The organism is Nonomuraea africana (assembly GCF_014873535.1).
GTDB lineage: Bacteria > Actinomycetota > Actinomycetes > Streptosporangiales > Streptosporangiaceae > Nonomuraea > Nonomuraea africana.
On the sequence record NZ_JADBEF010000001.1, the window covers coordinates 6,087,755 to 6,100,227 of the forward strand.

The following is a 12,473-nucleotide window of genomic DNA, read 5'->3' on the forward strand; positions in this document are numbered from 1 at the left end:
TGATCACCCCTCGGAGGACGTGTGCGATTTCGACGCCTGATCGTGTGCTCGATCCTGCTCGCCTTACTGCCCGCCGCTCCGGCGCTCGCCGGTGAGCCCCCGGCGACACCCGCCCCCACCTCCTCCGCACCCGCAGCCGACGCGCCTCAGGGCGAGCCGCCTGCCGGCGACGCGCCCTCCACGGGTGCGCCCTCCGCAGGGCCGCCGGAGGAGAAGCTCGAGGAGGGCCTGGCGGTCGCCGAGGGCACCAGCCGCGTCATCGTCGAGCTGACCGACCCCGCGCAGACCGCGCCCGTCGCCGCCCAGGCCGTCGCGCAGGACGCGCAGGTCGTGCTCCAGCCCGAGACACAGCCGGCCGCCCAGCCGTTCATCGTCGTCGAGGGCACCGCCGAGGAGCTGGCCGCGCTGGCCGAGGACCCGAGGGTGGCCGCCATCCACCGCGACCGCGCCTACCCGCCGACCGCGATCTCCAGCCTCCCCGTCATCGGCGCCGACAAGGTCCACGCCGAGGGCCGGACCGGCGCCGGGCAGGCGATCGCCGTCCTCGACACCGGCATCGACCGCGACCACCCCTTCTTCGGCGGCCGCGTCGTCGCCGAGGCCTGCTTCTCCTCCACCGAGTACGACGGCGTCGAGTCGCTGTGCCCCAACGGCCAGAGCCAGATGATCGGCACCGGCGCCGCCGACGCCGAGTACGCCAAGTGCCTGCTCGGCGGCGAGAACCTGTGCGAGCACGGCACCCACGTGGCCGGCATCGCGGCCGGCCAGGGCGGTGTGGCGCCCGGCGCGAACATCGTCGCCGTGCAGGTGTTCAGCAGGGTCAACGACGAGGACGCCTGCGGCGCGTCGGCCTGCCTGATGGCCTTCGAGTCGTCGCTGCGCCTGGCGATGGACCACGTCGCCTCCCTGGCCCCTGCCACCCCGATCGCGGCCATGAACCTCAGCCTCGGCGGGCAGCTGTCCGACACCTCCTGCGACACCTCCGAGGAGGGCCAGGTCTTCAAGCCGAAGATCGACGACCTGCTGGCCAAGGGCGTCGCGACCGTGGTCGCCGCCGGCAACGAGTACTTCGCGGGCACCTCGTTCCCCGCCTGCATCTCCTCGGCCGTCGCCGTGGGGGCGAGCAACAACAACGACGAGATCGCCGACTTCTCCAACACCGGATCGCTGCTCGACCTGTTCGCGCCCGGGGTCGACATCGAGTCCTCGGTGCCCGACGACACCATGGCCGCGCACAGCGGCACCTCGATGGCCGCACCGCACGTCGCGGGAGCGCTGGCCGTGCTCAAGGCCGCCTTCCCCGACCAGGCGATCGGCGCGCTGGTCGAGAAGCTGAAGACGTCGGGCCGGCCGTTCGCCTACCAGGCGGACGGGGTCCAGGTGGTCACGCCGCGCCTCGACCTGGCGGCGGCCACGAGCGGCGCGGGGCCGCAGCCGACGGTCAGCCAGAGCGCGCCCGCGCCCGCACCCTCGGAGAGCGGCCCGTCCCCGGAGCCCACGGACGAGAACCCGCAGGACGACGACCCGGGACAGTCCGAGGATCCGGATCCGACGGACTCCCCCGATCCGAGCCCGGTCCCGCTGCCGACCGTCACCGTGACGGTGACCGTCACCGCGACGCCTCCGGCCGCCCCCGCCTCCGTGTGCACCCGCGGTACGGCCGGCACCAGGATGAGCGCCAAGGAATGGGCCGTGGAGCTCTACCGCGGCACCGGGCAGCTGTCCGACGAGACGCTCACCTGCTACCTGAAGCTGGCCCACAAGTCGAGCAAGGTCTTCCCCGAGCTGACCAAGGCCTCCTCGCTCGGCAAGGCCTACCGGGTGCTGAAGGCGGCCAAGGGCGCCCGGGCGAAGCTCGACCGCGCCCTGCTGACCGCGTGGCTCGACTGGGCCCATGGCGCCACCTCCACGCTGGAGCCGGTCAGGGCCGCCGAGAAGGTACGGCTGGCCGCCAAGGCGAGCGGCGCGAGCCTGAAGAAGGCGGCCGCCTCGCTCGGTAAGTAGACGAACAGACCTGAGGCCGGTCCCCGCCGCGGGACCGGCCTCAGGTCTGTGTTACCCAAACGACACGTCTCTTCGCTTCTGACATCAAATTTCACATCTGTACACTCAAACCCCCACAAATTGGATCATCCCCCCTCGGAGGCACAGTGAGACTGCGGTCTCTCCTGGCTGGTGCGGCCACCCTCGCCGCCCTTTCTGCCGGGCTCGTCACAGCCCCCGCGCAAGCCGCCGCGGACGACCCGATCAAGAAGCTCGACCCCGCCGTGCGGATCGGCGGCACGCACCGGGCCATCGTCCAGGTGCAGAGCCCGGCGCAGGCCAGGTCCCTCGCCGCCACCGCCGAGGCGGTCACCCCCAGCGTCGAGAACGTCGCACCCACCCCGGACGCGCTCGCCGGCAAGCTGGACTTCTTCGTCTACGAGGGGACCGCCGAGGAGTTCAGGAAGATCGCGGGCCAGGCGAACGTCGTCTCCATCCGCGAGGACCACCTCAACTCACCCAATCTGGTCAGGAGCCTGGCGATCATCGGCGCCGACAAGGCGCAGGCCGCGGGCGTGACCGGTGCGGGCAAGGCCGTGGCCGTCCTCGACACCGGCATCGACGGCGACCACCCGTTCTTCGGCGGCCGCATCGCCGCCGAGGCGTGCTTCTCCGCGGAGAACGCCGACGACAAGGCCACGTCCCTGTGCCCGAGCGGCGCGCCCTTCCAGCTCGGGGCGGGCGCGGCCAACGCCACCACCGACGCGTGCATGAAGGACGTCTCCCCCGGCGACGCGACGTTCGGGATCTGCGCGCACGGCTCCCACGTCGCCGGCATCGTCGCGGGCAAGGCGCACTCCTCGCAGCGCGAGCCCTCCAACGGCGTCGCCCCCGGCGCGACCATCGTGCCCGTCCAGGTGTTCAGCAGGTTCGCCAACCCCGAGTACTGCGGCGGGGCCGAGAACACGCCGTGCGTCCTGGCCTACGACTCCTCCATCCTCACCGGGATGGCGTACGTCAACACGATCGCCAAGCAGTACGGCATCGTCTCCGTCAACCTGAGCCTCGGCGGCGGCAAGTACGACACCGTGTGCGACACCGGTGACGGCGCCGACTTCAAGGCCCAGGTCGACCAGCTGCTCGCACAGAACGTCGCCACCGTCGTCGCGGCGGGCAACGAGGGACACGAGGCGTCGGTCTCCTGGCCCGCCTGCGTCTCCAACGTCGTGACCGTCGGCTCGACCGACGTCGAGTACCCGCAGGTCGGCACCCGCACCGACGACGTGTCCTCCTTCAGCAACCGCGGCGAGATGCTCGACCTGTTCGCCCCCGGCTGGCCGATCTTCTCCTCGGTGCCCGACAACAGGTTCGCGGGCTTCGGCGGCACCTCCATGGCCGCCCCGCACGTCGCCGGCGCCTTCGCGCTGATGAGGGAGAAGCTGCCCGACGCGTCGGTGGAGCAGATCCTCGCCAAGCTCAAGGCCGCGGGCAAGCCGATCTCCTACACCAGCGCGGGCAAGCAGCTGACCACGCCCCGCCTGGACGTCTGGAACGCCCTGCCGCGCATCGAGTGCGCCGCCGTGTACTCCCCGAAGGCGTCCTGGCCCGGTGGGTTCCAGGCGTCGGTCACGGTCAAGAACACCGGCACGCTGCCGATCAAGAGCTGGAAGGTGACCTGGACCTTCCCCGACCGCCAGCGGGTGCTGACCCTCTGGAACGGCAAGGTCTCCCAGAGCGGGGCCGACGTCACGGTGACGAACGCGCGCTGGAACGGCTCGCTGGCTCCCGGGGCCGCGACGGAGTTCGGGTTCAACGGCCAGCTGCGCGGCGGGGCCGACACCCCGCCCGCGACGCTGACCTGCACCGCGGCCTGATCCTCTGCTCACATCACGGCCACGCCGGTCGCTCCGGCGTGGCCGTGATGCTTCCCGGGTCACGGGGCGCCGTTGCGGCGGCCCGCCGGAGTCCCGCTGGGCGGCGCGCCTTCGGCGGACGGGACCCCGCGCCTGCGGAGGCGCGAGAGCGGCTTGCCGTACGAGATGGTGGGGTCGGCGACGCTCGCCCGCGCAGGGGCGTCGCTTAGGGTGACATTTATGGACGCGACCAAGGCGATCGTTGACACCGTTGACCGGTTCCGCCAGCGGCGTACCGCCCCGCTGGTGCTGGAACTCGACCTCACCGAGGGGCTGACCGAGGGGCCGCCCACCGATCCGCTCAGCGCCATCCTCACCATGCGCAAGCCGCGCCTGGCCGACGTCCTGTCCGGCCTCAAGCGCGCCAGGCACGACTCCCGCGTCAAGGCGCTCATCGTCAAGATCGGCGGGAACCCGCTCGGGCTGGGCATGGTGCAGGAGCTGCGCCAGGCCATCGTCCACTTCCGCGCCTCCGGCAAGCTGACGGTCGCCTTCGGCGAGACGTTCGGCGAGTTCGGCCAGGGCACGATCCCCTACTACCTGGCCAGCGCCTTCGAGCGCGTCTACCTCCAGCCGAGCGGCGACGTCGGACTCACCGGCATCGCCCTCGAGCAGCGCTTCCTCAAGGGCACGCTGGAGAAGCTCGACATCGCCTACGAGGTCGGGCAGCGGCACGAGTACAAGACCGCCGCCAACACCTTCACCCAGGACCACATGACCGACGCGCACAGGGAGTCGTACGGCAGGCTCGCCGAGTCGATCCTCGAGCAGGTCGTCGCGGGCATCGCCGACGGCAGGCGGCTCGACCAGGCCAAGGTCCGCGACCTGGTCGACAGGGGTCCGTTCATCGGGCCCGAGGCGGTCGAGGCGGGCCTGGTCGACAAGCTCGCCTACCGCGACGAGGTGTACGACGAGGTCAAGGAGGCCGCGGGGGACGAGGCGCACCTGCAGTTCGTCGCCCGCTACGCGCGCGGCTCCGCCGTACGGAAGTTGCCGCACCCGACCGCCGACGGCGTCGCGCTGATCCACGGCCACGGCATGATCAGACTGGGCCGCAGCGGACGCAGCCCCCTGGGCGGCGGCGGCGCGATGGGCTCCGACACGATCAGCGCCGCCATCCGCGCGGCCCGGCGCGACCCGCACATCAAGGCCGTGGTGTTCAGGGTGGACAGCCCCGGAGGCTCCTACGTCGCCTCCGACGCGGTCTGGCGCGAGGTCGTGCTCACCCGCAAGGTCAAGCCCGTCATCGTCTCCATGGGCGACGTCGCGGCCTCGGGCGGCTACTTCGTCTCGATGGCCGCCGACGTCATCATCGCCCAGCCCGGAACCCTGACCGGCTCCATCGGCGTACTGGGCGGCAAGGCGGTGCTCGGCGGGCTGATGGCGAAGGCGGGCGTCACCACCGACCTGATCGCCGAGGGGACGAACGCGGCGATGTTCTCCTCCACCCGGTCGTTCTCCACGGAGGAGTGGGAGCGGGTCAACGCCTGGCTCGACCGCATCTACGACGACTTCGTGGGCAAGGTCGCCGAGGGCCGCCACCTGACCAGGGACCGCGCGCACGAACTGGCCCGCGGCCGGGTGTGGACCGGCGTCGACGCGCACGAGCGCGGGCTCGTCGACGAGCTCGGCGGGCTCGAGGACGCCCTCGGCCTGGCTCGCAAGCGCGCCGGTCTCGCGGCCGACGCGCCCGTGCGCACCTACCCGCGGCTGAACCCGCTGGAGCGGCTGCGCGGACCCGAGTCGAGCGAGGACAAGTCCGCGGCGCTGGCCAGGATCCGGCTGGAGGCCTGGGGGCCGTTCGCGCGGATCGCGGGCGAGCTCGGGCTGCCCTCGTACGGCCCGCTCCTGCTGCCCGGCCAGATCGTCATCCGCTAGGTCTACTCCCCGGTCGCGCCGTCGAGGCGTTCGCGCAGGAGATCGGCGTGGCCGTTGTGGCGGGCGTACTCCTCGATCATGTGGATGAGGATGTAGCGGTGCGAGTGGTAGCTGCCGCGCCTGTCGACCTTGGCGAGGGCGTCGACGGGGGTGTTCTCCGACACCTTGCGGCACGCGTCCAGCTCGGCCCGCCACACGGCCATGGCCTCGTCGGCCGAGACTTCCGCCACGTCGAACTCGACGTCGTCGACGTCGCTCCAGTAGACGGCGGGCAGGTCGGCGCCTTCGAGGACGCGGCGGAACCAGTAGCGCTCGACGTCCGTCATGTGCCGGACCAGGCCGAGCAGCGACATGGTGGACGGCGGCACGGACCGCTCGCGCAACTGCTCCTCCGTCAGGCCCGCGCACTTGACGGCGAGGGTTTCGCGGTGCCAGTCGAGGAAGGTGGTCAGGAGTTCGCGCTCGTCACCGGCGGCGGGGGGATCAACTCTGGGGTCGGTCATCCCGCCATTCTGGTGCACATCGACCAGCAGCTCTCCCGAGGCTTCGCCCCGGACGGCGGGCGGTCAAGAGGTCGGCGGCGGGGCGGTGAAGAAGGTCTTGGCTCTCGTCAGGGCGTCATGGTCGCGCGGCCATCGTCATCTCTCGTCCGAGCCTGTGACCCTCACCTCACCGTCCCTACACCGGCCGGTAGCGCCCCCTCAGCCGCACCAGGGGCAGCGGCGCCGAGTTCACGTAGTCGACGGCCAGGACCCCCGCCACGAACAGGGCGTGGTCTCCGGCGGGCACGACCTGCGTCGTCTCCACCTCCAGCGCCGCCACCCCGCCCTCCACGATCAGCGCGTCGGTGTGCCGGCCCCGGTGATGCGGCGTCCCCGAGACCAGATGACGGGCGCTCGGACGGCCCGCGACCGCGAACCTGCTGGCGATCGCCGCCTGCCCCGAGGACAGGAGCGAGGCGGCCCACCGGTCCTGCCTGAGCAGCACCTCGGCGAGGTAACCGCGGTTGGACAGGCTGGCCAGGATGAGCGGTGGATCGAGGGAGACGGACATCAGCGCGGACACGGTCACGCCCACGTCGTCACGGTCGTCCTTCACGGTGATCACGGCGACTCCCGCTGCCAGCTGCGCCATCGCCTCGGTGAACTCACTCACTCGATCACTCTGGCACATGGGCGGACCTCCGCCCCACCCAGGACAGCGGGAGCCCGCCGGGTGGCAGTATGGCGGGGGTGATGCCTTGTCCGGCGTGCAGACGGGCCGCGTTGCCTTGAGCAGCCCTCGCGTTCGACCGGTTACAGGCTCGCGAGTTTCCGCAGCGCCTGTTCAGATGCCGAGCCCGGCTCGGCGGCGAACAGGTCCAGCCCGCAGCACGACGGCTCGTCGGGCAGCGCGAGGAGCCCCGCCGAGTCACGGGGAGTGTGAGGGGCCGGCAGGCCCCTCACCGGGGTTTCAGGGTTGGCTACAGCAGGCCGTTCGTGGTGAGCCAGTCCTTGGCGACCGTGGCGGGGTCGTCCTTGTCGACCGAGATCTTCTGCATCATCTGCGTCAGGCCCTCGGTCGTCAGCTTGGCGGACACCGCGTTCAGGGTGGTCCTGATCGTGTCCGTCATGGCCGCCTTGTTCACCAGCGGCGTGACGTTCTGGGCGCTGAAGACGTTCTTGGGGTCCTGCAGCGACACCATGTTGTTGATGATGATCTTCGGGTCGGTCGTGAAGACGTTGCCGACCTGGACCGTGCCGTCCTTGATGGCGTCGGCCGTCGTGTCGCCCGTCGGCTTCCACTCCTTGAACTCAAGGCCGTAGACGTCCTTGAACTGCTGCTCACGGCGCTTCTTGAACTCGGGGGGACCGCCGACCGCCATCTGCTTGGAGACCTTGGCCAGGTCCTCGATGGTGGTCAGCTTGTACTTCTCCGCCGTCTCCTTGGTGACCGTCAGCGAGTCGTTGTCCTGGGCCGGGGACGACTCGAGGATCTCGAGCTCGGCGGGCAGCTTGCTCGCCAGCTCGCTGTTCACGTCCTCCTTCGAGGCGGCGGTCGACTTGGGGTCGACGAAGAACAGCAGCGCGCCGTTGTACTCGGGCAGGACGGTCAGCCCGCCGCTCTTGACCTGGTTGTAGATCACCTCGCGGCTGCCGATGTTCGGCTTCTCCTCGACCGTCACGCCCTTGGCCTTGAGCGCCTGGGCGTAGATGGAGCCCAGCAGCACGCTCTCGGGGAAGTTGAACGAACCGACGATCGCCGTGCCCCCGCCGGCCGCGGGCGCGGTCCCCGTCGGGGCCGCGCCGGCGGAGGTGGTGTCCAGCGGGTTGCTGCCACTGCCGCCACCACCGCAGGCCGACAGGGTGAGCATCGCTGAGAGCAGCACCGCCGCGGTGCCGAATATGCGTCTCATACTTATTTCCCTTCTAAACGGGGGGTAATAGAGAGATTATCGAACCCGCAGTCGCTGGCTCACCCCCGGGGAGACCATCACTCTCTGCGCGAGGGTGAACAGACCCTGTACGGCGAGCGCGAAGCCGACGATCAGCACCGAGCCGCCGACCACGCTCTCGTAGTCCTGTGTCGCCAGACCGTCGATGATGTAACGCCCGAGCCCGCCGAGGCCCACGTAGGCGGCGACCGCCGCGGTCGCCACGACCTGCACCGCGGCCAGCCGGAGGCCGAGCATGATGAGCGGCAGCGCGACCGGCACGAGCACCTTGGACAGCACCTGCGGGCCGCGCAGTCCCATCCCGTACGCCGCGTCGCGCAGTTCGGGATCGACGCCCCTGACGCCCTCGAAGGTGTTGACCAGGATCGGCGGCACGGCCAGCGCCACCAGCGGGATCAGCACCGGCCAGATCGAGGCGGTGCCGAGCAGCAGCACGATGAGCACCAGCAGGCCGAGCGTCGGCAGCGCCCTGGCCAGGTTGGCGCTGACCACCACGATCACCGACCCCTTGCCCGTGTGACCGATGAGCAGGCCGAGCGGGACCCCGACGAGCGCGGCGAGGGCCAGCGCGGCGGCCGAGAAGCCGAGGTGTTCGAGGAGCCTGGCGGGGATGGCGTCGGGGCCCGACCAGTTGGCCGGGTTCGCGAAGAAGTCGATCAACCAGTTCACGACGCCCTCCTGGCTCGCATCCAGGGAGTGAGCAGGCGCTGGGCGGCCAGCACGATCCCGTCGCCGACCAGTGCCAGCAGCACGATGAGCACGATGCCGGCGATGGCGGGGGTGTAGAAGTCGCGCTGGAAGGCGTCGGTGAACAGGTTGCCCAGACCGCCCTGCCCGATGAGGGCGCCGACGCTGACCAGGCTGATGCTGGAGACGGTGACCACGCGCAGTCCCGCCAGCACGACCGGGACGGCGATCGGCAGCTCCACCTGGACCAGGCGGCGCAGCGGCGTGAAGCCCATGGCCACCGCCGACTGCCTGACGTGGTCGGGGACCGAGCCCAGGCCGTCGACCACGGCGGGGACCAGCACCGCGAGCGCGTAGAAGGTCAGCGGGATGATCACCGTGAGCCTGGCGAGGCCGGTCTCGGGGATCAGCAGCATGAACAGCGGCAGCGAGGGCAGCGCGTAGACCACGTTCATGATCGCGGAGGTCGGCTGGTAGAGGAAGCGCCATCGCACGCACGCGAGCCCCAGCGGCAGCGCGGCGAGCAGGCCGAGCAGGACCGGCACGAGGGACATCACGATGTGCGCCTCGAGGAGGTTGACGATGCTGTTGGGCGAGTCGGAGTTCCAGTTGCTCTCGACCCAGCTCCACCTGAACAGCGGCTGACCATCATCATCCATCGGCGGCCTCCGCGAGCGCCTCGTCCAGTGCCCGCCTGGTGGCGATCCCGACCACCCTGCCCGACTCGTCGAGCGCGACGGCCTGGCCCGAGGAGGACAGCAGGGCGGCGTCGAGCGCCGCGCGCAGGGAGTCCTTGCCGTGGACGTAGGTGCCGAAGGGCTCGTCGCGGCCCAGCCACCCGACCGGCTTGCCGTCCGCCGCGACGACCAGGGGCCACCCGTCGTCCGACGGCGTGGCGGAGGCGGAGGACACGGTCAGGTCCGTGCGGAGCCGCAGGTGCGAGCTGGAGACGAACGACAGCCGCCTGATGCCCCTGTCCCTGCCGAGGAACTCCCGCACGAAGTCGTCGGCGGGCTCCGACAGCAGGGTCTTGGGATCGGCGAACTGGGCCAGCTTCCCGCCGACGCGCAGCACGGCCACCCGGTCACCGAGCTTGATCGCCTCGTCGATGTCGTGGGTGACGAAGACGATCGTCTTGTTCAGCTCGGCCTGCAGCCTGAGCAGTTCCTCCTGCAAAGAGGTGCGCACGATCGGGTCGACCGCGCTGAACGGCTCGTCCATCAGCAGCACGGGCGGGTCGGCGGCCAGCGCGCGGGCCACGCCGACGCGCTGCTGCTGGCCGCCGGAGAGCTGAAAGGGGTAGCGCTGGGCCAGCTTGGGGTCGAGCCCGACCCGCTCGAGCAGCTCCATGGCGCGGTCACGGGCCTTCTTCTTCTCCCAGCCCAGCAGGTACGGCACGGTCGCCACGTTGTCGACGATCTTGCGGTGCGGGAAGAGGCCCGCCTGCTGGATGACGTACCCGATGCCGCGCCGCAGCGTCGGCGGGTCGATCTGCTGGACGTCGGAGCCGTCGAGCAGGATCTGCCCCTCGGTGGCGTCGATCATCCGATTGATCATCCGCAGCGTGGTGGTCTTGCCGCAGCCCGACGGCCCGACCAGCACGGTGATCTGCCCGGTCTCCGCTTCGAGAGACAGGTTGTCCACAGCCACGAAGCCATCGGGATAGCGCTTGGTGACGGAGTCGAATGTGATCATGCGCGACCTCTCGCTCGAGCGGCGGGGCCGCGGCCCGCCCCATGATCTCTGCTCGACAGACTACGGCGAGCGGCCCCTCTGTGTCCCATTGGCCCCCAGGTGAAACGCTTCACGGGGCTATCAAATGAGCATCCAGTGGTGCATTCCATGACGGCAACCGGCATGATTGCCTGCAACACTCCGACGCCGCCCCCTCATCCCCCGCGTCCGAACTTTCTGACAGAGGAATCCGGCCCCGTGACCCTTCCGCTCACCGATCAGCGATCTCGCGAGGATCTGATCGCCGAGCTCTACGACCGTCACGCCGCCGGGCTGTTCGCCTACTCCGCGGACCAGCTCGGCGACACGGGCTCCGCCTCCGACGTGCTCGACACCGTGCTGTCCAGCGCGCTCTCCGTGGAGCCGCCGCGTGCCGCGCTGTACGCGCTCGCGCGGCGGGAGATCTTCCGCCGCGACATCGTCTACGCGCCTCCCGTCATCGACCCCCTCGTCGATCCCGCCACCGCCCTGGTCGAGCGCGTCCTGCGCGAGCTGCGCCCGCACCAGCGCGAGGTGCTCGTGCTGTCCGTCGTCATCGGGCTCACCGACGCCGAGCTGGCCTGGGTGCTCGACGTGGCCCACGACACCGCCGTCGAGCTGATCCAGAACGCCGCGCTCCGCTTCCGCCAGTCGCTGCTGGCGGCGCTGGCCGCCAAGGGGCCCCGCCTGTCCCAGCCGGTGGCCGAGCCGGTGGCTGAGGTGTACGGCGCGCTGGGCGTCGCGCCGCTGCGCGACGTGCTCGGCCGCCTGCCGTGGCGCCCGCCGCCCGCCGCGATCAGGATCCGCCTGCTCGGCCCCCGCCCTTCGGTCCCGGATCCGGCTCGGCGGAAGACCTCGCTGTTCGTCAGGCCGCTGTGGCCCACGGCGCCCTCCTGGCCGGTTCCGCTCAGCGACACCGATCCGGCGACCAGCACGGGGATCTTCCCGACCGAGCTGCTGACCCCGCCCGACCCTTCACGCGTCTCGCATCACGAGGCGGCGACGGCGCCGATGCCGAAGCTGCGCGACACGCTCTCCCCGCTCCTGCGCGACACGCTCTCTCCGTTCCTGGGTGACACGCTCGCGCGGCGCCCGCCGGTGCTCTCCGCGCCCACCCCCGCCGACGTGCTCGACCCTCCGGCGACGTGGGACGCCTTCCGCAAGCCCGCCGTCCTCGACGAGCCCGCGGACAAGACGGCGGACAGAACGGCGGACAAGACCCCGGTCGTGCCCGCGGGCGACATCCTCGACGACCACTGGACCGCGGCGGGGGGCGCGGCGACCACCTCACCGAACACCGCCGCCACACCGCTGGAGGCGGCCGCCGTGCCGGTGGACGTGCCCGCCGATCCCGTGGACGTGCCGATGCGGGCGCGCGACAGGAGGGCGCTGGCCGACCTGCTCGTGCACAAGGGCGAGCCGCGCCCCGAGCCCAGCCTGTTCGTGCCGCGCCGTCCCGCCAAGGAGCCGGTCTACGTGCTGCCGCCCGGCCCGGCCGAGACTCCGGCGAAAGAGGAACCGAAGTCCGAGGAGCAGTCGCAGGAGGCCGGCACACCCACGGAGGCGGCGCTCGCCCAGGAGCCCGCGCGACCCGCCGTACCCAAGCGGCCGAAGAGGCCGGCCCCCACGAAACGCACGCCACCGAAGAGCGCGCCACCGAAGGGCCCTGCCAAGAAGCCGGCCAAGGGCAAGGCGGCCGGCGGGAAGGCCTCGGCGAAGAAGAAGGGCAAGCGGCGCAACCGGCACCACGACTGGGCGTGGGAGCTGGCCGGCTTCCTCATCTGCGTGGCGATCGCGATGCTGGTCTTCCTCTGGGTGCCGAGGTAGGGAGAAGGAAGGGGCCCGGCGGCCGGCGAGCCGCCGGG

At 71.1% G+C, this 12,473-nt stretch carries 10 protein-coding genes; 4 read left to right on the top strand and 6 right to left on the bottom strand.

What is annotated here, in order from left to right:
• Positions 1-21 precede the first annotated feature (21 nt).
• The 3 genes from H4W81_RS28840 to sppA all read left to right on the top strand — a co-directional run bounded on the left by H4W81_RS28840 (position 22) and on the right by sppA (position 5,774).
• Positions 22-2,004 carry a S8 family peptidase gene (locus H4W81_RS28840; protein WP_192777695.1) on the top strand — a complete coding sequence of 661 codons (1,983 nt, stop codon included), beginning with the start codon at positions 22-24 and terminating at the stop codon, positions 2,002-2,004.
• A 146-nt stretch (positions 2,005-2,150) separates the two neighbouring features.
• Positions 2,151-3,857: a S8 family peptidase gene (locus H4W81_RS28845; RefSeq protein WP_192777696.1), complete on the top strand. Its 1,707-nt coding sequence runs from the start codon at positions 2,151-2,153 to the stop codon at positions 3,855-3,857.
• Positions 3,858-4,076: 219 nt separating this feature from the next.
• Complete coding sequence (sppA, locus tag H4W81_RS28850) at positions 4,077-5,774, top strand: signal peptide peptidase SppA (RefSeq protein ID WP_192777697.1); 1,698 nt, start codon at positions 4,077-4,079, stop codon at positions 5,772-5,774.
• Between the two features lie 2 nt (positions 5,775-5,776).
• Here the strand turns inward: sppA and H4W81_RS28855 are convergent, their stop codons facing one another.
• From H4W81_RS28855 to H4W81_RS28875, 6 genes are all read right to left on the bottom strand, one after another.
• Entirely contained in the window at positions 5,777-6,277 is a 501-nt protein-coding gene (locus H4W81_RS28855; RefSeq protein WP_192777698.1) for a DinB family protein, read from the bottom strand.
• Positions 6,278-6,452: 175 nt separating this feature from the next.
• Entirely contained in the window at positions 6,453-6,929 is a 477-nt protein-coding gene (locus H4W81_RS28860; RefSeq protein ID WP_318782013.1) for a flavin reductase family protein, read from the bottom strand.
• 307 nt (positions 6,930-7,236) lie between these two features.
• Positions 7,237-8,169, bottom strand: coding sequence for an ABC transporter substrate-binding protein (locus H4W81_RS28865; protein ID WP_192777700.1), 933 nt, complete (start codon positions 8,167-8,169; stop codon positions 7,237-7,239).
• A gap of 36 nt (positions 8,170-8,205) precedes the next feature.
• Complete coding sequence (locus tag H4W81_RS47690) at positions 8,206-8,877, bottom strand: ABC transporter permease (RefSeq protein WP_318782014.1); 672 nt, start codon at positions 8,875-8,877, stop codon at positions 8,206-8,208.
• Entirely contained in the window at positions 8,874-9,554 is a 681-nt protein-coding gene (locus H4W81_RS47695; protein ID WP_225958838.1) for an ABC transporter permease, read from the bottom strand. The genes H4W81_RS47690 and H4W81_RS47695 overlap by 4 nt, the downstream gene beginning before the upstream one ends.
• On the bottom strand, positions 9,547-10,590 hold the full coding sequence (locus H4W81_RS28875) for an ABC transporter ATP-binding protein (protein WP_192777701.1): 1,044 nt from the start codon (positions 10,588-10,590) through the stop codon (positions 9,547-9,549). Before H4W81_RS28875 ends, H4W81_RS47695 begins: the two co-directional genes overlap by 8 nt.
• Positions 10,591-10,827: 237 nt before the next feature.
• Between H4W81_RS28875 and H4W81_RS28880 the strand changes: the two genes are divergently transcribed.
• The gene (locus H4W81_RS28880) at positions 10,828-12,435 is read left to right on the top strand and encodes an RNA polymerase sigma factor (protein ID WP_192777702.1); all 1,608 of its coding nucleotides are present in this window, start codon (positions 10,828-10,830) and stop codon (positions 12,433-12,435) included.
• The last annotated feature ends 38 nt before the right edge of the window (positions 12,436-12,473 follow it).